At 68.8% G+C, this 21557-nt stretch carries 19 protein-coding genes and 1 pseudogene; 8 read left to right on the top strand and 12 right to left on the bottom strand.

All coding sequences use genetic code 11. The features are described 5' to 3' along the window. From D3273_RS24955 to D3273_RS24930, 6 genes are all read right to left on the bottom strand, one after another. A partial coding sequence (locus tag D3273_RS24955) for an ATP-binding cassette domain-containing protein (RefSeq protein ID WP_165359678.1) occupies nt 1–482 on the bottom strand: 482 nt, incomplete at its 3' end. Nucleotides 483–512: 30 nt separating this feature from the next. Beyond that, nucleotides 513–1415, bottom strand: a complete 903-nt coding sequence (locus D3273_RS24950; protein WP_129229672.1) for a sugar phosphate isomerase/epimerase family protein — start codon at nt 1413–1415, stop codon at nt 513–515. 33 nt (nt 1416–1448) lie between these two features. Further along, nucleotides 1449–2369: a sugar ABC transporter substrate-binding protein gene (locus D3273_RS24945; RefSeq protein WP_129229671.1), complete on the bottom strand. Its 921-nt coding sequence runs from the start codon at nt 2367–2369 to the stop codon at nt 1449–1451. A gap of 83 nt (nt 2370–2452) precedes the next feature. Beyond that, on the bottom strand, nt 2453–3457 hold the full coding sequence (locus D3273_RS24940; protein ID WP_129229670.1) for a Gfo/Idh/MocA family oxidoreductase: 1005 nt from the start codon (nt 3455–3457) through the stop codon (nt 2453–2455). An 81-nt stretch (nt 3458–3538) separates the two neighbouring features. After that, on the bottom strand, nt 3539–4468 hold the full coding sequence (locus tag D3273_RS24935; protein WP_129229669.1) for a sugar ABC transporter substrate-binding protein: 930 nt from the start codon (nt 4466–4468) through the stop codon (nt 3539–3541). 91 nt (nt 4469–4559) lie between these two features. After that, the gene (locus tag D3273_RS24930) at nt 4560–5384 is read right to left on the bottom strand and encodes a TIM barrel protein (RefSeq protein ID WP_129229668.1); all 825 of its coding nucleotides are present in this window, start codon (nt 5382–5384) and stop codon (nt 4560–4562) included. 346 nt (nt 5385–5730) lie between these two features. On the opposite strand from D3273_RS24930, the gene D3273_RS24925 reads away from it, so the two are divergent. From D3273_RS24925 to iolB, 5 genes are all read left to right on the top strand, one after another. Then, nucleotides 5731–6582, top strand: a complete 852-nt coding sequence (locus D3273_RS24925; RefSeq protein WP_129229673.1) for a MurR/RpiR family transcriptional regulator — start codon at nt 5731–5733, stop codon at nt 6580–6582. Between the two features lie 231 nt (nt 6583–6813). Beyond that, nucleotides 6814–8754 carry a bifunctional 5-dehydro-2-deoxygluconokinase/5-dehydro-2-deoxyphosphogluconate aldolase gene (locus tag D3273_RS24920; RefSeq protein WP_129229667.1) on the top strand — a complete coding sequence of 647 codons (1941 nt, stop codon included), beginning with the start codon at nt 6814–6816 and terminating at the stop codon, nt 8752–8754. A gap of 30 nt (nt 8755–8784) precedes the next feature. After that, nucleotides 8785–10635, top strand: coding sequence for a 3D-(3,5/4)-trihydroxycyclohexane-1,2-dione acylhydrolase (decyclizing) (iolD, locus tag D3273_RS24915; protein WP_129229666.1), 1851 nt, complete (start codon nt 8785–8787; stop codon nt 10633–10635). A gap of 13 nt (nt 10636–10648) precedes the next feature. Then, on the top strand, nt 10649–11548 hold the full coding sequence (iolE, locus tag D3273_RS24910) for a myo-inosose-2 dehydratase (RefSeq protein ID WP_129229665.1): 900 nt from the start codon (nt 10649–10651) through the stop codon (nt 11546–11548). Nucleotides 11549–11622: 74 nt separating this feature from the next. Continuing rightward, nucleotides 11623–12432 (top strand): 5-deoxy-glucuronate isomerase, encoded by an 810-nt coding sequence (iolB, locus tag D3273_RS24905; protein WP_129229664.1) that lies wholly within the window; start codon nt 11623–11625, stop codon nt 12430–12432. Nucleotides 12433–12584: 152 nt separating this feature from the next. Here iolB and D3273_RS24900 read toward each other — a convergent pair whose 3' ends face one another. The 4 genes from D3273_RS24900 to iolE (D3273_RS24885) are packed head-to-tail and all read right to left on the bottom strand — an operon-like array spanning nt 12585 to nt 16806. Beyond that, nucleotides 12585–13646 carry a Gfo/Idh/MocA family protein gene (locus D3273_RS24900; RefSeq protein WP_129229663.1) on the bottom strand — a complete coding sequence of 354 codons (1062 nt, stop codon included), beginning with the start codon at nt 13644–13646 and terminating at the stop codon, nt 12585–12587. Between the two features lie 19 nt (nt 13647–13665). Continuing rightward, nucleotides 13666–14682 (bottom strand): inositol 2-dehydrogenase, encoded by a 1017-nt coding sequence (iolG, locus tag D3273_RS24895; RefSeq protein WP_165359677.1) that lies wholly within the window; start codon nt 14680–14682, stop codon nt 13666–13668. 27 nt (nt 14683–14709) lie between these two features. Next, nucleotides 14710–15894 (bottom strand): Gfo/Idh/MocA family protein, encoded by a 1185-nt coding sequence (locus D3273_RS24890; RefSeq protein ID WP_129229661.1) that lies wholly within the window; start codon nt 15892–15894, stop codon nt 14710–14712. A 15-nt stretch (nt 15895–15909) separates the two neighbouring features. After that, nucleotides 15910–16806, bottom strand: a complete 897-nt coding sequence (iolE, locus tag D3273_RS24885; protein ID WP_129229660.1) for a myo-inosose-2 dehydratase — start codon at nt 16804–16806, stop codon at nt 15910–15912. Nucleotides 16807–16961: 155 nt separating this feature from the next. Here iolE (D3273_RS24885) and D3273_RS24880 point away from each other — a divergent pair, with 155 nt between their 5' ends. Continuing rightward, nucleotides 16962–17948: a LacI family DNA-binding transcriptional regulator gene (locus D3273_RS24880; protein ID WP_245501383.1), complete on the top strand. Its 987-nt coding sequence runs from the start codon at nt 16962–16964 to the stop codon at nt 17946–17948. A gap of 118 nt (nt 17949–18066) precedes the next feature. Here D3273_RS24880 and D3273_RS24875 read toward each other — a convergent pair. Beyond that, nucleotides 18067–19560: pseudogene (locus D3273_RS24875) on the bottom strand (CoA-acylating methylmalonate-semialdehyde dehydrogenase). Between the two features lie 113 nt (nt 19561–19673). Between D3273_RS24875 and D3273_RS30070 the strand changes: the two are divergent. Together D3273_RS30070 and D3273_RS24870 are read left to right on the top strand one after the other, a co-directional pair. Beyond that, a complete protein-coding gene (locus D3273_RS30070; protein ID WP_428977807.1) occupies nt 19674–19910 on the top strand; it encodes a LysR family transcriptional regulator in 237 nt (78 codons plus the stop codon). A gap of 39 nt (nt 19911–19949) precedes the next feature. Beyond that, nucleotides 19950–20579, top strand: coding sequence for a substrate-binding domain-containing protein (locus D3273_RS24870; RefSeq protein WP_428977806.1), 630 nt, complete (start codon nt 19950–19952; stop codon nt 20577–20579). Between the two features lie 351 nt (nt 20580–20930). Here the strand turns inward: D3273_RS24870 and D3273_RS24865 are convergent. After that, the coding region (locus tag D3273_RS24865) for an alpha/beta fold hydrolase (protein ID WP_165359676.1) at nt 20931–21557 on the bottom strand (627 nt) is incomplete at its 5' end.

Here is a 21557-nt window from a genome sequence, read left to right as displayed (position 1 = left end):
GAATGGTCGCGCACCTCGGACGCCGGGTCGATGGCGATGCCGAGCCGCTCGAACAGCTTCGCGGTGCGGCGGTTCAGTTCGCGGTGGTCGATGATGCCGAAGCGGTTCACCGGCTCGCGCCGGATCCAGATGTTCTCGGCCACCGTCATGAAGGGCATCAGGTTCAGTTCCTGATGGATCATGGCGATGCCGGCCTCCAGCGCGTCGAGCGGGGAAGCGATGCGGATGTCGACGCCCTTTAGGCGGAGCGTGCCGGCGTCGGGCTGGTAGACTCCGGCGATGATCTTCATCAACGTCGACTTGCCGGCGCCGTTCTCGCCCATCAGCGCGTGCACGGTGCCGCGGCGGATTCGCAGGGACACGTCGTCGAGCGCCACGACGCCCGGGAACTCCTTGCGGACGCCGTCCACCTCCAGGAGGTATGAGGAGCCAGGTATCGCGCCCGACTCGCGCACTGCCTTGAACGTCGATGGACTCAGCATGGCGCGATCATCCCTTTTTGGCGTCTGGCGTCACTTCGCCCAGTATTTGTCCAAATAACGTTGGATCTCGCCACGCATGAACTTGCCCGATGCGTCGGCCTTATCCTCCCAGGCGAAGACGCAGGACGTCATGATGCCGTCGAAGCCGATCTCGGCGAGCGTGCCGAAGAAGTCGTCCCAGGGCACCTCGCCCTGGCCGATGTTCAAGTGCTGGTGCACCCGGGCCTGGGTGCCGGGCGGGTTAAGGATGTAGCGCAGGCCGGAACTGGCCCGGTGATTGAAAGTGTCGCCGATATGGACATGCGCCAGCACGTCGGCGCATTCGCGCAGCATCGCACGGGTGTCGTCGCCGAAGTAGAAGGTGTGCGGCGCGCAGTACAGAAACTTGACGCGCGGCGAGTTCACCGTGCGAACGATGTCGACGGCCGGCTGGATCGTCTCGCACCAGTCTTCTGGGTGCGGTTCGACGTGCAGATTGATCCCTTCGCGCTCGAAGATGGGGACGAGCACCTCCATCGACCGCCACCACGCGTCCTCGCAGGCTTCGATCATCGAGCCCGTGTGGCAGCAGTAGCAGGAGCCCTTGTCCGGGTGCGGTCCGCGCCCGAACTCGGAATTCATCGTGTCGACGCCGAGCTCGACGCAGATCTCGATGGCGCGCTTCCAGTGCCGGACGGCGGCGAGGCGCTCGACCTCGTCGTTCGAGGCCCATCGATACATGGGCAGAAGAGACGCGATTTTCACGTCGGCGTCGTTCAGCGCGTGCTTGAAGGCGCGGACCCGCTCGGGGAAGACTCGGGGTGCCTTGAACCACTCGAGGAAGTCGCCGCGCGGCGCCAGCTCCATCCAGTCGAAGCCGAGCTCCTTCACCTTATGGGGCAGCGCTTCCAGGCTGAGATGCCGGTGCATGTGGGGGTCGAGGGCGATGCGCATCGTCGTCTGTCCTCCTGGGACGCCGGGTACCGCTCAGCGTCCGACGTAGCTGTTCATGTTGTCCGGCGTGACGAGTTCGAAGGGAACGTCGACGTGGTTCGGCACCGTCTCGCCGCGGGCCATCCTCAGCGCAGTGTCGACGGCGACCCGGCCCTGGCTCTTGGCGTCCTGGAACACCGTGACGGCCAGACGGCCCTTCGCCATCTCGGCGAGTCCGTCCGGGGTGGCGTCGACGCCCGCCACGACGACGCTCCTCGGGTCGACCCGTGCGCCTTGCAGGGCCAGGATGGCGCCGATCGCCATCTCGTCGTTGTTGGCCGCGACCGCGTCGATGTGGTCGCCGGTGGACAGCCAGTTGTTCATGAGATCGATCGCCTTCGAGCGGCTGTAATCGGCCGGCTGCACGGCGATGACCTTCATGCCCGGATGCTCGGCCGCGACCTTCACCACCCCCTCGGTGCGGAGACGCGTCGCCTGGTCGGACAACTCGCCCTCCATGATGACGACGTTGCCCTTGCCGCCGAGCAGCTTCGCCAACGCCTCGCCCTGCAGGCGGCCGGACACGTGCTCGTCCGACGACACGAACGACACGCCGGCCGGCAGCGCAGCACCGTCCGGTCCGCGGTTGACGTAGACCAGCGGGATGTGCGCCGCGGTCGCGGCCTCCGTCATCTTGCGCGTCGCGGAAGAGTCGACCGCGTTGACCACGATGGCGTCGACGTGCTGCGAGACGAAGTTCTGCACCTGGCTGATCTGGCGGTCGGTGTCGCCCGCGGCGTCCTCGAACGCGATCGTCGTGCCGGTCCTCTGCGCCTCGGCTTTCATGGCGCCGATGATCAGGGTGAGGAAGTTCTCGTCGAAGTGGGATATCGACGCGCCGATGGTCGTCGCGGAGGCCGGGCCGCACAGGGCGACTGCGCACGCGACGCCTATGGCGAGGGCTTTAACTCTCATCTCGTCCTCCTTGAGCCGGCGCATGGTCGCCGATACCGCCTTAGCGGCGTTCCGACGCCGCCCCGGGACGCCGCATCGTCTCATCAGCCGTAGATCGCGGGCTTGTCGCGCAGCGTCGCCGTCGCCCATCCGCCGGACTTGGAGGCGAGCAGGCCCGCATCGGTCACCACGGTGGCGGCGTAGCCGTCCCAGCTCGACGGGCCGCCACAGGTGCCGAGGCGGCAATTGTCGACCCAGTCCTGCAGTTCGATGTCGTAGGCGCGGATGAAGCGCTCGCGCCAGTCCTCGGGGACGCGGGCGTTCACCATGCCCTGGCGCTTTACCAGCACGGTGGCGGATTCGGCCAATTCCACGGTGCCGGTCTCTCCGACGACCTCGCCGCGGATGTCGTAACCGTAGGCGATGTTGACGCTGGTCTCGATGTTCACGACGGCACCCCCACGCATGCGCAGCATGATCAGGAGCGGGTCCTGGAGCGGGCCGCCCCGGGCAGACTTTCTCGGAGCCACCACCATGGTCTCGGCCACCTCGTCGTCGAGCAGCCAGCGCGCCACGTCGATGTCATGCACTGCCGTGTCGACGATGGCCATGTCGGCCGTGTAGTGCGAGGGCACCGAGGCGTTGCGGTGTCCCGAGTGGAAGATCAGCGGCGCGCCGATCTCGCCGCCGTCGATCGAGGCCTTTAAGGCGCGGTAAGCGGGATCGTAGCGGCGCATGAAGCCGACCTGGACGAGCCGCTTGCCGTGCGCGACCTCGGCATCGAGGATGTTGAGGCAGGCCTGCTCGGTCGTGGCGAGCGGTTTCTCGCAGAAGACCCACTTGCCCGCCCGGATCGCCGCCGTGACGTATTGCTCGTGGCTCGGCCCCCAAGAGCAGACGAGCACGGCATCGACCTCCGGCGCGTCGATCAATTCCTCGCCGGTCGCATAAGCCGTGGCGCCCATGAGGCCGCCCGCGACGTCACGGGCTCGGGCGGCGTCTGTGTCAGCCACCGCCACGACGGCGGAACCCGCCAGGACTTGGGTCAGGCGGCGGATGTGATCCTGCCCGATCATGCCGACGCCGATGACGCCGATGCGAACCGTCATTGTTCTGCTCTTCTGCTCGGAGTTTCATGTCGTGTCTTACCAGCCATCCCGCCCTGTACAGGGTTGGATGGCCGGCGAGAATCATTTGTTCATGTAGTTCTTGTAGTTTTCCTTGGTGACCTTTTCGAACGGCACGTCCACGAATGAAGGAACCTTGTCGCCCTTGATCAGCGACAGCGCGGTGTCGACCGCACCCTTGCCCTGGCCCTTGGCGTTCTGGAACACCGTCACGTAGAGGTTGCCGTTCTGCACCTCGGCCAAGCCGTCCGCGGTGGCGTCGATGCCGCCGATGCACATCGACTTCGGGTCCTGGCCGGCCTGCTTCAGCGCCAGGATCGCACCCACCGCCATCTCGTCGTTGTTGGCCGCCACGCCGTTGATCTTGTCGCCGGTGGTGATCCAGTTGTTCATGAGGTCGATGGCCTTGTTGCGGTCCCACTCGGCCGTCTGCTTCTCCACCACCTTGATGCCGGGGTTCTTCGCCACCACGGCCTCGACGTCGGCGGTGCGGTCGAGCGCGGCGTTGTTGGAGAGCTGCCCCTCCATGATGACGATGTTGCCCTTACCGCCGAGGCACTTCACCAGCTCCTCGGCTTCCAGCGTGCCCGACACCTTCTCGTCCGACCCCACGAAGGCGACGCCCGGCGGCAGCTGCTTGTCCTCGGGCTTGCGGTTCACGTAGACGAGCGGGATCTTCGCCGCGACCGCCAACTGGGTCATCTTGGGCGTCGCCGAGGTGTCGACCGGGTTGACGATAATGGCGTCGACCTTCTGGGCGATGAAGTTCTGGATCTGGCTGATCTGCTTGCCGGTGTCGTCGTTGGCATCCTCGACCTGGATCGAGATGCCCTTCGCCTTCGTCTCGTCCGTTATGGCGTTGCGGACGCTGGTGAGGAAGTTGTCGTCGAACTTGTCCATCGTGACGCCGATGGTGGTGGCCGAGGCGGCCTGCGCCAGGCCCGCGACCGCCAGTGCCGCGAGCGCTGCCGTCGCCAGAAAGCTTGCCTTCATTGCGTTCCTCCTTGGTGTGCGGCCTTCGAGGCCGACGTCGCCGTCTGTCCGCGCCCGTGGGCCGGGCGTCTCTCGGTGTTGTCCCGCGCGATCAGCGAGCAGGGTCTGCCTCGGCCTGCCGCAGGACGGCCATGCTGTCGGCGAGCAGGGAGCGGATGTCGGCCGCGTTCGACACGCTGTCGGCGAAGGGCTCGAACGACAGCGGGCCGAGATAGCCGCCGGCGACAAGCCGGCGAACCTGGCCGACGTTGTCGAGGCGGTCGGCCACGTCGACGAGGACGCGGTGGGCGTCCTTCATGTCCGAGGTGGGCACGCCTGGGTCGGTGACGCCCGAGACGTGCACCAGCCCCGTCCTGTCCGGGAACAGCTCGGTCTCGCCCGCGACGTGGTGGTGGAACGTGTCGTGGACCAGGCGGAACACGTCCGCGCCGTCCACCGCGTCGATGCAGTCCAAAGCCTCGCGCTTGATGCGCAGCGAGCATTCCGGGAAGCCGAGCGGCTCGACCAACCCGACGACACCCGCCTTGCGCAGCATGGGCGCGATCGCGGCGAGGGCCTCGCGCACCGCGGCGAGGCGATCCTCGTCCGGAACGTCGTAGGACGCGTCGTTCAAGGGACACATGACGATGCCGCGCGCCCCGCAGGCGGCGGCGTATTCGATCAGCCGCGACGCCTGCCCGGCCCTCTCGTCGTTCCAGATGTTGAACGGGTAGAGGGCGTTGATCGACAGGACGGTGAGACCGCGCGCCTCGGCCTCGCGGCGGACCGTATCCGCCGGTGTGCCGTCCGCGATCGCCACATCCGGGAGCTCGTTGCGGATCTCGACGTCGGCGATCCCGAGCGAGACGGCTAGGTCGAAGAACGACGACAGACCGGCGGCGGGTGCCACGCGATGGTTCAGGCTGAAGGCGTTCATCGGCTTCCTACCCCATAGAATGTATGTTTGTTTTTTCTATTTCGATGATTGGTATATTCCATCATTCGGATCGTCAAGTAGCAATTCTGGGCGCTGGGTTTCTCGCAGGTGGGCCGGTCGCCGTCGTGGCGCCGCACTCGAGGGAGGTCCTGTCGATGAGGCGGGGTGTGGGCCCGCGTTCCGGGCGATTCAGCTCCGTCCCGCGGTTCCGCGCAGGCCGCCCCGACGTCGACCGGCCTCGCTTGCACGGACCCGACGTCGGGGCGATGATGACGGAACGTCCCTTCCACGATGGACGGGCGGCGGCCATCGCCGCGGAGGATCGATCGGGTTGGGACGACGCGTCATGGATGTCGAGGTCGGGCGAGAAAAGGTCGGCGACGCGCCGCGAACGTTCGCCGACCTGCAGAAGGCTCTGCTGGAACCGAAGCGGAAGCTGCCGAGGCGCTTGGCGCAGATCGCCGCCTTCGCCACGGCCAACCCCGACGACATCGCGTTCGGCACTGCGGCCAGCATCGCGACGAGCGCCCAGGTGCAGCCGTCGGCGCTCGTGCGCTTCGCACACGCCCTCGGCTTCGGCGGCTTCTCGGACATGCAGGCCGTGTTCCGAGAGCGCTTGAGGGACCGCATCCCGAGCTACGAGGACCGCCTCGTCGCGTTGCGCAACCGCTCCGACCCCGTCACGAAGACGGGTGCTCTGCTCGACGGCTTCGCCGCGGCCGCCGAACAGTCCATCGCCATGCTCCGCGAGCGGCTGCGCCCGGAAGCGTTGGACGAGGCCATATCGCTGCTGGCGTCGGCCGACACGATCTACCTCATCGGACAGCGCCGTTCCTATCCGGTCACGTCCTACCTGAACTACGCCCTCGGCAAGCTCGGCGTGAGGAACGTCCTGGTGGGTTCGGCCCAGGGCAACGACCCCGAGACGCTGTCCTTCGCGAGGCCGACAGACGCCGCCATCGCGGTCAGTTTCACGCCCTACGCCTCCGCCACAATCGACTACGCCCGAAGCGTCGCCGATCGTGGCACCCCGCTCGTCGCCATCACGGACAGCCCGTTCAGCCCGCTGCTGCCTCCCGCCAGCCTCTGGTTCGAGGTCGCCGAACAGAGCTTCGAGGGGTTCCGGCCGATGTCGGCGACCCTCGCACTGAGCATGACCCTGGCGGTGGGCATCGCGGAACGGCGCGGCACGAAGTAGGCGGGCCACCCGAGCAGGTGGGACAGGATGTCAGGGCAGGGTCGCCCTCGCGATATGTGAGAACGAAAATTCCGGATTGACGCTGACTGGGAACTGGTGTTTCACCATAGTGACTTCAGCGACTCTGGCACCCGCTTTCATCCCAGCGAGCGGCGATCAAGACGTGAGCGCGAGTCGAGGTGGGCGCCGACGCGGGACGGACCGACGGCGCGTCATCGGGAGGACACCATCGTGACCGGATCACCATCCCTCGACGTCATTGCCATCGGACGATCCTCCGTGGATCTCTACGGCGCCCAAGTCGGCGGCCGGCTCGAGGACATGGCGAGCTTCTCCAAGGCGGTCGGCGGCTGCCCCACCAACATCGCGGTCGGCACCGCGCGGCTCGGGCTGCGATCCGGCCTCGTCACCCGCGTCGGCGACGAGCACATGGGCCGCTTCGTCCGCGAGCAGCTCATCCGCGAGGGCGTCGACACAGCCGGCGTCCACATCGATCCGGACCGCCTCACCTCGCTGGTGCTGCTCGGCATCCGCGACGAGAAGCGCTTCCCCCTGATCTTCTACCGCGACAATTGCGCGGACTCGGCCATCGACACATCCGACATCGACGAGGGCTACATCGCCTCCGCGGGTGCGATCGTGGTCACCGGCACCCACTTCGCGAGGCAGAACACCGCGGCGGCGCAGCGGCTCGCCATGCGTCACGCCAAGGCGCACGGCCGCAAGGTGATCCTCGACGTCGACTACCGCCCGAACCTGTGGGGCCTCGCCGGCCACGGCGCCGGCGAGGAGCGCTTCATCGCCTCCGACGCCGTCTCGGCCCACCTCGCCCCCGTGCTGGCCGACTGCGACGTGATCGTCGGCACCGAGGAGGAACTGATGATCGCCGGTGGGGTCGAGGAACCGCTCGCCGCCATCCGCGCCATCCGGGCGCTGGCCCCCCGGGCTCTGATCGTCTGCAAGCGCGGCCCCATGGGCTGCGTCGCCTTCGACGCCGCGATCCCCGACGAGATCGACGCCGGCATCAAAGGGCCGGGTTTCCCGGTCGAGGTCTACAACGTGCTCGGGGCGGGCGACGCCTTCATGTCGGGCTTCCTGCGCGGCTACCTGCGCGGCGAACCGATCGAGACCGCCCTCGCCTACGCCAACGCCTGCGGGGCCTTCGCGGTGTCGCGTCTGCTGTGCTCCGCGGAATATCCGAGCTGGGACGAGCTGCAGCACTTCCTGCGCCACGGGCCGGCGACCAGGCAGGTCCGCCACGACAAGGCGTTGAACGACCTCCATTGGGCCACGACGCGCGACGGGCGCACCCGCGAGGCCGCGCACCCGACCTCCATCATGGCCTTCGCCATCGACCACCGCATGCAGCTCGAGGCCATGGCGGACGAGACGGGCGCGTCCCGCGACCGCATCCGCGACCTCAAGGTGCTGGCCGTCGAGGCCGCGGCGCGCGTGGCCGGCGGGCGGCGCGGCTTCGGCATGCTGATCGACGGCACCTACGGTCGTGAGGCGCTATTCCGCGCCGCCGACCAGCCTTTCTGGATCGGCCGGCCCGTCGAGCTGCCGGGTTCCCGCCCGCTCGACATCGACGGCGGCGGCTCGCTGGCGGCGAAGCTGATCGAGTGGCCGGTCGACCATTGCGTCAAGTGCCTGTGTTTCATGCACCCGGACGACCCCGCCGACCTCCAGGCCCGGCAGGAGCGCGAACTCCTGCGCCTGCAGGACGCCTCGCGCACGGTCGGCCGCGAGCTGCTGGTCGAGATCATCGCCGGAAAGCACGGGCCGCTCGCCGACGACACGGTGGCGCGCGTCATCGCCCGCCTCTACGCCATCGGGATTCGGCCCGATTGGTGGAAGTTGGAGGGTCAGCCCACGGCGGCCGCCTGGGCCGCCGTGGCCGGGACGATCCGCGAGCACGATCCGCTTTGCCGCGGCATCATGCTGCTCGGGCTCGACGCGCCGCTCGACGTGCTCGGCGCGCAGTTCCGGCTGGCGGCGGCCTGCGACATCGTGCGCGGCTTCGCGGTGGGGCGCTCGATCTTCGGCGAGCCTGCCCGGGCCTGGCTCAGTGCCACGCTGAGCGACGGCGAGGTCGTCGACCGCATGGCGGAGCGATTTCGTGGGCTCGTCGACATCTGGACCGGGCTGCGCCCGGACGCCACCACGGCCTGAACGACGATCTGAGGTTCCCGGGAGGACCGCATGGGCACGATCCGCTTGACGGCCGCACAGGCCATGGTGCGCTTTCTCGGCGCGCAGGTGACCGAGGTGGAGGGCGAGCGCCTATCGCTCTTCGCCGGCATGTGGGCCATCTTCGGCCACGGCAACGTGTCCGGCATGGGCGAGGCGTTGCACGGCGCGCGGGACAGCTTCCCGACCTTCCGCGCCCACAACGAGCAGGGCATGGCCCACGCCGCCATCGCCTTCGCCAAGGCGAGCCGCCGCCGCCGCATGATGGCCTGCACGACCTCCATCGGCCCCGGCGCCACCAACATGGTCACGGCCTGCGCCCTGGCCCACGTCAATCGCCTGCCGGTGCTGCTGATCCCCGGCGACGTTTTCGCCACCCGCGTGCCGGACCCCGTGCTCCAGCAGGTCGAAGGCTTCTCCGACGGCACGGTCACGGCCTCGGACTGCTTCCGCCCCGTGTCGCGTTACTTCGACCGCATCACGCGCCCCGAGCAGATCATGCCGGCGTTGGAGAGGGCGATGGCGGTCCTCACCGACCCGGCCGAGTGCGGACCCGTCACGCTGTCCTTCTGCCAGGACGTGCAGGCGGAAGCCCACGACTATCCCGAGAGCTTCTTCACGGAGCGGCTCCGCCGCACCCGCCGGCCGCCACCCGACGTCGACGAACTCAAGGCCGCCGCCGCGGCGCTGCGGGCCGCCAAGCGTCCCGTGCTGGTGGCTGGTGGCGGCGTCCTCTATTCCGGCGCCGAGCGTGAGGTGGCGGCCTTCGCCGAGAAGCACGGTCTGCCCGTCGTCGAGACGCAGGCCGGCAAGTCGACGCTGCCGGACGCGCATCCCCATTGCATGGGCGCCGTCGGCGTGACCGGCACGGGCGCGTCGAACGCGCTGGTGGCGGAGGCCGACCTCCTCCTCGCCGTCGGCACGCGCCTCGCCGACTTCACCACGGGCTCGGCGGCGCTGATCGGCGGAACCGCTGCTAAGATCGTCATGCTCAACGTCCAGGGCTTCGACGCGGGGAAATTCGGCGCCCTGCCGCTCGTCGCCGACGCCAGGGTCGGCATCGCGGCACTCGATGCGGAGGTCGGCGAAGCCCACAGCGCGCCCGTGGCCTGGACGGATCGCATGCGCTCCGAGAAGGCGGCCTGGGACGAGACGGCTGCCAGGTTCACGGCCCCGTCCCACGCCGCACGGCCGTCCGACGCGCAGGTGATCGGAGCCGTGCAGCGCGCCGGCCGTCCGTCAGACGTGGTGGTCTGCGCCGCCGGCGGTCTTCCGGGCGAACTGCACAAGCTGTGGAAGACGGGCGACGCGCTCGGCTACCACCTGGAATACGGCTTCTCCTGCATGGGCTACGAGATCGCGGGCGGCCTCGGCGTCAAGATGGCGCTGCCCCACCGCGAGGTGATCGTCATGGTGGGCGACGGATCCTACCTCATGCTGAATTCGGAGATCGCCACTTCAGTGATGCTGGGACTGAAGCTGACGATCGTGCTGCTCGACAACGGCGGCTATGGCTGCATCAACCGCCTCCAGGGGGAGTGCGGCGGCGCGCCCTTCAACAACATGCTGGTCGACACGCGCCACGTGACCCTGCCGGCGGTCGACTTCGTGGCCCATGCCCGCAGCCTCGGCGCCGAGGCGCAGAAGGTCGGCAGCGTGGCGGACCTCGAGGTGGCCTTCACGGCGTCCCGGTCGAGGACCGTCACGCAGGTGATCCTCATCGACACCGACGCCGGCCCGTCGACGGGTGCGGGCGGCCACTGGTGGGACGTGGCGGTGCCGGAGGTGTCCGTGCGCCGCGAGGTCGAGACGGCGCGTGAAGGATACGAGGCGCAACAGCGCCGGCAGCGCTTCGCGAACTGAAGGAAGACACGAGATGACGATCCGCATCGGCGCCAATCCCATCGGATGGACCAACGACGATCTCCAGGAGATCGGCGGGGACACGCCGCTCGAAGTCTGCCTGGCCGAGGCGAAGCAGGCCGGCATCGAGGGCATGGAGCTCGGCCACAAATTCCCGAGGGAGCCCGAAGCGCTCAAGGCGGCGCTCGCGCCCTTCGACCTCGCCTGCGTCGGGGGATGGCACTCGATCGAGCTCCTGAACCGTTCGGCCGAGGAGGAGTTCGCGCTGGCGAAGCCGCACCGCGACCTCCTGCGCGCCATGGGCACCGACGTTTTCATCGTGGCCGAGACGTCCAACTGCATCCACGGGAAGCGGGGCATGCCGCTGTCGCGCCGCCCGAAGCTGGCCGAGGGGGACTGGGCCGGCTACGGCGCGAAGATCACGGCACTCGCCGAACTGCTCGCCGCCGAGGGGCTGCGGCTCTGCTACCACCACCACATGGGCACGATTGTCGAGAGCGAGGCCGATATCCACGCCTTCATGGCGCACACGCGAGCGCCCGCGCAGCTCCTGCTCGACACCGGCCACGCGACCTGGGGCGGCTCGGACCCAGCCGCGCTCGCCGCGCGCTACCGCGACCGCATCGGCCATGTCCACGTCAAGGACGTGCGGCGGGACGTGATGGAGCGCGCGAGGGCCGAGGACTGGAGCTTCCTCGACGCCGTGCTCGGGCCCGGCCGGGACATCGGCATCTACACGGTGCCGGGCGACGGAATGGTGGACTACGCCTCGGTGTTCAAGGCGCTACCGGACTATGCGGGCTGGGTGGTGATCGAGGCCGAGCAGGACCCCGAGAAGGCGAACCCGCTGCACTACGCCACGATGGGCGTGCAGAACCTGAAGCGGTTCCTCGCCGAGGCGGGGCTGCGCTGAAAGCCCGCGGCTCCCCCTCTCCCCTGAGGACAGAGGGGAAGCGTACGACGGTCATACCCGAACCGGATCCCGACATGTCCCATTCGCCCCTCCTCGTCCGCGCCGCGATCCCCGACGCCGACGGGCTCGTGCATCGCGTCACGCCGCAATCTGCCGACTGGACCTACGTCGGCTTCGAGACCCACGACCTCCCGGCGGGCGGGCGCATCGCCCGCGACACGGAAGACCGTGAAGTGTGCATCGTGATGGTGTCGGGCCGCGCCCGCGTCACGGTCGACGGCAAGGACCTCGGCGTCATCGGCGGCCGGGCCTCAGTCTTCGAGGCACCGCCCTGGTCGGTCTACGTCCCGGCCCGCTCGCGCTACACGGTCGAGGCCGAGGGTCCATGCGAGGTGGCGCTGTGCTCGGCCCCGGGGACCGGCGCCAAGCCCGTCCTGCTGATCCCGCCCGCGGAGGTGCCCGAGGAGACGCGTGGCAAGGGCTCCAACACCCGTCACGTCCGCAACATCCTCGCCGACACCGATGATCGGGCCGAGAGCCTGCTCGTGGTGGAGGTGATCACGCCGTCCGGGAACTGGTCGAGCTACCCGCCGCACAAGCACGACCGCGACGCCTTCCCGGACGAGACGCTGCTGGAGGAGAGCTACTACCATCGCTTCGAACCGAAGCAGGGCTACGGCGTGCAGCGCGTCTACACCGACGACCGGAGCCTCGACGAGACCATGACCATCCACGACCGCGACGTCGTCCTGGTGCCACGCGGCTATCACCCGGTCGGGGCGGCGCATGGCTACACGCTCTACTACCTCAACGTGATGGCGGGGCCGCGACGCACGTGGCGCTTCCACAACGACCCCGACCACGCCTGGCTCCTGCCGGCATGACGAGAGGCCGACCGTCACTGGACCTGCATCGGCGACGGTGTCCCATCTTCGACCGCAGGCCGGCGCGTCCGCGACCGCGATATTCCGGAGGCAGAGGCCCGGCGTGCGACGGCCAACGCAGGGCTCGTCCGCCGCGGCCGGGACGACTCCCTTCAGCTCGGCCCAGCCTGCTTGTGCGCAGTCGGCTGTTCCTCCTGGAACACGATATCGAGTTGACGGCGAGCCTCGTCCATCACCTCCAATGTCAGCAGGCTGTCGTCGAGCGAGCGCACGGGCGACTCGATGCGCCCTTCCCCCACGCAGCTTGCGAGGTGGACGGCCTGGTGGAACAGCTGGGCGTAGTGGTTCCGCTCCTCTTCGAAGACGAGCCGGGTCGACAGGTCGTTCGCCGTCAGCGTGAACGGGCCGGGGGTATAGAACCGGCCCGGGACGGTCAGCATGCCGCCGGTACCGGAAATGGTCGCGTCCCCCGGAGTGTGCCCGAGGATGGAGGTGTGGAGCACGGATTGTGCGCCACCCGAATGTGACAGCAGCATGGAGCACTGCCCATTCACCCCACCGGGCATGTCTCCTCCCGCCGCGACGATTCGGTCGGGACGGCCAAGCACCCCGGTGGCGAGCGCCACCGGGTAGGTGCCGAGATCCAGCATCGGGCCTCCGGCGAGGTCGGCACGCATGATGCGGTGGTCCGGTCCGAACCACTCGCCGTGGTCGGCGATCACCGTGCGGACATCACCGAGGGCGCCATCCGCGAGGAGCTGACGGATCACGTCGAACTTGGGCAGGAAGTCGGCCCAGTAGGCCTCCATCAGGAACACGCCGCGCTCGCGGGCGGCATCGCGGAGCCGCCTCCCTTCTCCCGCGTTGAGCGCCAGCGGCTTCTCGACGAGCACGTGCTTGCCGGCCTCGATCGCCGCGAGAGCGTCGGGCAGGTGGCGGTTGTGCACGGTCGCGACGTAGACGACGTCGACCTCGGGGTCCGCCAGCATGTCGCGGCCGCCGAAACTCCGTGGCACTCCCATCCGCTCCGCGAAGGCCCGCGCCCGCGCGGGATCGCTCGACTGGACGGCGACGACCTGCTGGTGCGTGTGGGCCTTGAGCGCGGACACGAAGCGCTCGGCGATCCAGCCCGGGCCGGCGATGCCCCAGCGGAGACGGGGCACCCGGTCCTGGTCGAGGATCCGGGGGCGTGGCAGATGCCTCGGAAACGTCATGCGCGTGGTCTCCTCGCGTTCAGGCCGCGTCCGGCCGCCAGTCGGGTCCGAGTTGGACGGGAAGCCCGGAGCGCGTGGAGGCCAGCGCCGCTTCGGCGAGGCGCTGCGCCTCCAATCCGTCTGCGATGCCCGCGAGCGGCGGCGCGCCGTCCCGCAGCAGGGCCAGGAAGCCCTCCATCTCCAGGCGGTAGGCGTCGGCGAAGCGCTCGATGAAATAATTCTCGGGAGGCGAGGTGAGGAACCCCGCGGCGCTCGCCACCACGAGGTCGCTCCGCGGCCGGTTTGCGACGTAGAGCACCTCGCGCTCGCACAGGGCCTCCAGGCGCTGATCGTAGCCGAAGGGCGCACGGCGGCAGTTCACCATCTGGACGAAGCGGCCCGAGGCCGAGGTCAGGGTGACCATGGCGGTGTCGACGTCATCGGCCGCACCGATGGCGGGGTCGATGAGGCAGGCACCCACCGCGTAGACGGTGCGGATCTCCTCGCCGAGCAGGTAGCGCGCCATGTCGAAATCGTGGATCGCCTGGTCGCGGAACAGGCCGCCGGAACGCTCGACGTAGGCGATGGGCGGCGGCGCGGGGTCGCGCGTGTGCATCACCACGTGCTCGAGCCGCCCGGCTCGGCCCGAGGCGATGCGGTCGCGTAAGGCGCTGAAGTTCGGGTCATAGCGGCGCTGGAAGCCCAGCATGCACGTCACCCCGCTCGCGGCGATCGCGGCCGACACCTCCTCGACCGTGCGGAAGTCGAGGCTGACCGGCTTCTCGCAGAAGATCGCCTTGCCGGCACGCGACGCCGCCAGCATCAGCGCCGCGTGGGTGTCTGTCGAGCTGGCGATCACGACGCCGTCGACGGACGGGTCGGCGAAGACCTGCTCGGCCTCGGCGACGTGTGCGCGAAGCCGGGCCGCGAGGTCGTCGCGGCCCGGGTTCGCGATCGGGTCGACGAGGTAGCGCACGCTGACGCCCGGCAGGGCGGCCGCGTTGAGCGCGTGGACGCGGCCGATGCGGCCGGCGCCGAAGACGGCGAGTGTCGTCATGCTGGCTCCCCTCTCCATCGCCTTCCGTCAGACCCGCGCGGCCCCGGCCACCGCGGCCCAGCCACCGCTCTCCAGCGAGCGCTCCATCGCGTCGATGACGCGCTGGTTGGCGAGGCCGAAGTCGAAGTTCGGGAAGCAATCGCCGTCCCCACACAGCCCCGCGATGAGGTCGCGCACCTCGATGACCTTGACGTCGAAGTAGCCGAGGCCTCCGCCCGCGAAGTCGAAGCCGAAGAAGGCCCCGTACTGCGGCACCTGGCTGCCGCACAGGATCGTCTTGAAGCCGCGGTCGGGCTTGGGGTCGTTGAACCGGCTGACCTGGAGCTCGTTAAAACGCTCTCCATCCATGACGATCGTGCCCTCGGTGCCCGACACCTCCCAGTAGACGCCGAACACCTTTCCGGCCGCGACCCGGGACGCCTCGATGGTCCCACCGGCCCCGCCGGCGAAGCGCACGAGCGCCTGGATCTGATCCTCGTTCTCCACGACGGCGCGGGGCGCGTCGGCTCCCGCAACTGCGCCGTAGCCCGAACCGCCGCTGGGCACGGGCCGAGTCGGGAAGAACGTCTGCGCCTGGGCGGCGACGGCCTCCACCTCGCCCATCAGGTACTGGGCGACGCTGATGACGTGCGAGCCGAGGTCGCCGAGCGCGCCCGAACCTGCCTCCCGCCGCGTCAGCCGCCAGGAGTGCGGCAGGTCCGGGTCGTTGTAGAAGCCCTGGTCGAACCAGCCGCGGAACCGCATGGGCGTGCCGATGTCGCCGTGTTCGATCAGCCGTTTGGCCAGCATGGCGGCGGGCGTCTTCACGTTGTTGAAGGCCACCATGGTCTTGACGCCCGCCCGGCGGGCGGCGTCCGCCATCTCCTCGGCCTCGGGCAGCGTCACCGCGAGTGGCTTCTCGCAGTAGACGTGCTTGCCGGCCGCTATGGCGGCCAGCGCCATCTCGCGGTGCATGAGGTTGGGCGAGGTGATGTCGACGACATCGATCGCGGGGTCCTCGACCAGCGCGCGCCAATCTCCCGTCGAGCGCTCGAAGCCGAGCCGGGCCGCGGCGGCCGCGGCCAGCTCCGGCGTGGCGTCGGCGATCATCGAGAGGTGCGGGACGGCGGGCAGGTCCCGGTAGAGGGTCGCAGCGCGACGGAAGGCGTCGGCGTGGGCTTGGCCCATGAAGCCCGAGCCGATCAGGCCGACGTTGAGGCGCTTGACGTTCATGAAGGAGGGATCCGTTCAGGACAGGTGGGAGAGGACGCAGGCACGGGCGCGGGTGACGGCGGCCAATGGCGGCGCCACCTCGGGGTCCTGCTCCGCCTCGACGACGAGCCAACCGCGGTACCCTGTGTCGGCCACGAAGCGGGCCAGCGGCCCGAAGTCGACCGAGCCGTCGCCGGGCACGGTGAACATGCCGGCCCGCACGCCGGCATTGAACGACAGGTCGCCGCGGCGCACCTCGGACATCACCTCGGGCCGCACGTCCTTCAGGTGCACGTGGACGATCCGGTCGCCGAAGCGATCGATCAGGCGGGCGTATTCGAAGCCTGCGGCGACGGCGTGACCCGTGTCGAGCAGCAGGCCCACCGCGGGCCCCGTGCGGTCGAGCAGGCTCGACACCTCGTCGAACGTCTCGGCCACCATCATGAGGTGGTGGTGGTAGGCGAGGGTGAGGCCGTGCTCCGCCGCGAGGCGCCCGGCGAAGTCCTGGAGTCGCCTCGCGTAGGTGTCGAGGTCGGCGCCCGCGAGGATCAGGCGTCTCGACATGGGCGCATCGAGCGGGCTTCCCGCGACCATGCACCCACATTCGCCGTAGACCATGACGCTGGCACCGAGGGCGTTCAGCAGCCGAGCATGTGGCGCGACCGCCACCATCTCCTCCTCGACGCCGCGTTCGGCGAGGAAGCCGGAGTGCCAGCCCGAGGCGAGGACGAGGCCGCGAGGGGACAGGAGCTCCGCGAGCGCCTTCGGCTCGCGCGGGAACTTGCGGCCGAGTTCCACGCCGGCGTAGCCGGCGGCCGCCGCTTCGTCGACGCATCGCGCCACGGGCGTGTCGTCGCCGAGGTCCTCCAGCACGTCGTTGGTCCAGGACAGGGGGCTCACCCCCAGGCGCCAGGATGCGGTCTCTGCCGGCATGGCCCTCTCCCCTCCCTCATCGCAGGCGCTTCTGCGCCGGTCACGTCGACGGATGCGATACGCCTGACATAGGGTCGATCGCACGAGGCATTTTGAAGAGATCTCTTCAACAGGGGGCGATCCTGGACCAGATCGGCAAGACGACGGCGCGGCAGGTGGCGGAGGCGGCCGGCGTGTCGCTTTCCACCGTCGATCGCGTGCTGAACGGGCGCGGCGCCGTGCGGCCGGAGAAGGAACGGGCGGTGATCGAAGCCGCGCGACGGCTGCGGCTGGACCGCGCCCTGGACCAGAGGCCCATCCGCACGTTGCGCGTGGCGATGTTGATGGGGCCGGAACGCGACCCCTTCCACGCCGCGCTGCGGGCGGCGCTGCGGCGGGCGTCGGATCGGCTCTCGCAGATTAACGTGAGGGCCTTCGTGCACGAACTCGATCCGCGTTCGCCCATGGGCGTGGCCGAGAGTATCCGGGCCGGCGGACGGGCGTACGACGCCTTGATCGTGACCTGCCCGAGCTGCCCCGAGACCGCCGGCGCCATCCGGGATGTTTCGAGGACCGTGCCCGTCGTGACGCTCGCGACCGACGTTCCCCATTCCGGCCGGCAGGCCTACGTCGGCCCGGACGATCTGAAGGCCGGCCGCGTCGCGGGCGACTTGATGGGTCGCCTTCTGGGATCCGCGGGAGGCGAGGTGGTGATGGTGGCAGGCCTGCTCAGCATGACGGGGCAGGCCGAACGGCGCACGGGCTTCGCAGATGTGCTCGCCGAGCGCTACCCGCAGTGCAAGCTCATCGACGTTCTGGAAAGTCGGGGCGAAGCCGCGCGGGCCGGTGAACTCATCGCCCAGTCCATATCGCGCTGGCCGAGGCTGCGCGGCATCTACAACGCGTCGGCCGGCGACCGCTCCATCGTCGAAGCCGTCGCGGTGGCGGGCCGGACGGGTTGCGTCGCGTTCGTGACGCACGAACTGACAGCCGAGCGCCGCGCCCTGCTGATGTCCGGAGCCATCGACGCCGTGATCGACCAAGATCCCGACACCGAGATGCGGACCGCGATCGAGACGACGGGTCGGCTGCTCGGCCGGGTGGTCGGCGAGTGCGGATGCACGGTCACGCCATTACACATTCACATGCGCGAGAATGCATGAGCGACGGCGAAAGCCCTGCCTTCACACCGGCCGATGGGCACGTCTCGTCGAGATGGGACCCGGCGATATCGACGGCCGTCACGGTCTCGTGGATCACCGGGCAGACGCGGGCCGCCAGCTACATCGTCGGCATGGAGAACTCCGCGCCCTCCTTGACACCCGACGGCCATCGCGCCGTGACGTTCTTGCTCTTGGTGTAGAAGCGGATCGCGTCCGGCCCGTGCTGGTTCAGGTCGCCGAACACCGAGCACCTCCAGCCGCCGAAGGAATAATAGGCCAGCGGCGTCGTGATCGGCACGTTGACGCCCACCATGCCGACCTGCACCTTGGACACGAAGTCGCGCGCCGCGTCGCCGTCGCGCGTGAAGATCGCGACGCCGTTGCCGTATTCGTGGTCGTTGCACAGGCGCAGAGCCTCGTCGTAGCTCTTGGCCCGCAGAACCGACAGCACGGGCGCAAAGATCTCCTCCTTGTAGATCCGCATGTCCCCCGTGACGTTATCGAACAGGCAGGAGCCGAGGTAAAAGCCCTTCTCGTAGCCCTGCATCTGGAAGCCGCGACCGTCGACCGCCAGCGTGGCGCCCTCGGCGATCCCGCTCTCGATATACTGCCTCGCCTTGTCGACGGCGGCCTGGGTGATCATCGGGCCGTAATCGGCGGAGGCGTCGGTCGAGGGGCCGATCTTCAGCGCCTCGACGCGGGGCACGAGCTTCTCCATCAGCCTGTCGGCCGTGCCGGCGCCGACCGGCACCGCCACCGAGATCGCCATGCAGCGCTGCCCGGCGGAGCCGTAGCCGGCGCCGATCAGCGCATCCACGGTCTTGTCCATGTCGGCGTCCGGCATGACGACCATGTGGTTCTTGGCGCCGCCGAAGGCGTGGACGCGCTTGCCGTTCGCGGCGCCCCGTTCGTAGATGTAGGCCGCGATGGGCGTCGAGCCGACGAAGCCGATGGCCTTCACGTCCGGGTCGTCGAGCAGGGCGTCGACCGCGACCTTGTCGCCGTTGACGACGTTGAGCACGCCGGCCGGCAGGCCCGCCTCGATCATCAGCTCGGCCAAGCGCATCGGCACGCCGGGGTCGCGCTCGGACGGCTTGAGGATGAAGGAGTTGCCGCAGGCGATGGCGGGGGCGAACTTTCACATCGGGATCATGGCGGGGAAGTCGAACGGCGTGATGCCGGCCGTGACGCCGAGCGGCTGCCGGATCGAATATGCGTCGATGTCGGGGCCGGCGCCGTCGGTGAACTCGCCCTTCATCAGGTGCGGCACGCCCATGACGAACTCGACCACCTCGTAGCCGCGCTGGATGTCGCCCCTGGCGTCCGCGACGGTCTTGCCGTGTTCGTGGGCCAGAAGCGTCGCGAGTTCGTCCATGTCGCGGTGGATCAGCTCCAAGAACCTCATGAACACGCGCGCCCGGCGCTGCGGGTTCACTTGCGCCCAGCTACGCTGGGCGTCGCGCGCGTTCTCGACCGCTGCGCGAACCTCAGCCTCGGAGGCCAGCGCCACCGAACCCGCGACCTCGCCCGTCATGGGCCAGAACAGGTCGACCATGCGGCCCGACGTGCCGGCAACGTGCTTGCCGCCGATGAAGTGCCCGTAATCCGGCATGTGAAAGCCTCCCTGGATCTTTGTTGGTGCGGGCTGGGCTATGAAGCTATGTTTTATGCACAACCATCGCTGAGAACGCGCTACCGTTTTGCATCGATGGGCAGAAGTCGGCCATGAACTGGGATGACGTGCGCGTGTTTCTCGCGGTCGCGAGGGCTGGCCAGTTCGTGGCGGCGGCCCGCGCCCTACGCATCGACCATGCCACGGTGGCGCGGCGCGTGACGCCGCTGGAGAAGGCCCTCAACGCCCGCTTGGTCGACCGCCGCACGACGGGCGTCCTGCTCACCGGTGCGGGGGTGCGTTTCCTCCAATCAGCCGAGCGGATGGAGACGAGCTTCCTTCAAGTGTAGTCCGAGCAGACCGACCAGGACTTCGAACTGTCTGGCACAGTGAGGGTCGGTGCCCCGGACGGCCTCGCGGCCTACTACTTGGCGAGTCGCTTCGCAGACTTCACGGAGAAGCACCGCGGCATCACGGTGCAGCTGGTGCCCGTGCCGCAGGTGGGCCCGCTGAGCCGGCGCGAGGTCGACATCGCGGTGGTTCTCGAGAAGCCCGAGGCGGGCCGCTTCGTGGCCCGCAAGCTGACCGATTACGCCATCGGACTGTTCGCGTCGGCCGGTTACCTCCACCACCACCCGGGCCCGCGACGCCGCGAGGATTTGGCCGACCACATGATGGTGGGCTACGTCGAGGAATTCAACTATTCACCCGCCCTCGATTATGTGACGGAGTTGTGCGGGTCCGTCCCGATCCGCTTCCAATGCGCCAGCGCGGTCGGCCAGTTCGAAGCCGTGCGGGCCGGCGTCGGCATAGGCGCCATCCACGACTTCATCGCCCGGCGCCATCCCGAATTGGTCCACGTGCTGCCCGACAGCGGCGCCAGCCGCTCCTATTGGCTTGTGGAGCACGAGGACACGCGCGGCATCGGCCGCGTCCGCGCAGTCCATGATTTTTTGGTCGAAGCTGAGGAACATGATCGAGGGCAGTTCTTAGGTCGTCATCACAGCACTTCAATCTGACATCTTTTCGAGGCTGGCATCACCTCCGTCGCTCGCCCGATGTGTGGCTTGCTCATCGTCCGTACGTCCGCTTCGGAGCAGGCCGGAATCGGTCCGCAACATCCTGATTGGGTCGACTCCGGCCGGCAACGGACGAACGTCGAGGCAGGGTGGGAAGCGGAACGGCTGGTTACGGATGAATCCATGTCCAAAGCTACCACTTGTGGTTCGAAAAAGATACCTCGGCACTGGAACGACGGCTTTCTGCCCCCACTCCCGCGGGCGGTCCTTCTCAAGGAGAGGCTCGGGTCATGGCCGGAGATGCCGCGGCGCTGATCCGGAACGTCAAATCGCGCCGTCATGACCCCACGGTCAGGAGAAGTGCTCGATCAGCATCGCCGCCACCGTCGCCGGCACCTCGCGGGTCGGGAAATGGCCGACGCCGTCGAGGAGCTTGAACGCGAACGGGCCCTTGAACTTCGACGGCACGCCCTGGCTGGCCTCGGGTGGGTTGACGCCGTCCACCGCGCCTTGGATGTAGACAGTCGGCAGGGAAAGCTGTTTCATCGCCTTGATCCGGCCTTCGAGCGCCGCCGAGCGTGGATCTGGTGCGGCCTCGTCCCATCGTGCGCGATAGGAGTGCAGCGTCACGTCGGCCCAGTCGGGGTTGTCCCAAGACGTCGCGACGGCCTCGAACGTCGTCTCGTTGTACCAGTCGGGCGGGCTCCAGTTGTCCCACATGATGCGCGAGAACCCCTTGGGGTCGCGGCGCACGGCCTCCGCTCCCCTCTGGGTCGCCTGGAACCAGTGATACCACTGCCGCTGCGCCTGCAGGAACGGCGGCGTCGGTGCGCCGCCGAGGCGCGACGGCGTCGACAGCATAGCGATGCGCGTTACGCGGTCAGGCCAACCGACCGCGAGGGCCTCGGCGGTGTTGGAGCCCCAGTCGTGGCCCGCCACGACGAAGCGTTCGATTCCGAGTGCATCCATGAGGTCGAT

Origin of the sequence: Lichenibacterium minor (genome assembly GCF_004137685.1) — a bacterium.
GTDB lineage: Bacteria > Pseudomonadota > Alphaproteobacteria > Rhizobiales > Beijerinckiaceae > Lichenihabitans > Lichenihabitans minor.
This window is presented reverse-complemented; position numbering and strand designations above follow the sequence as displayed.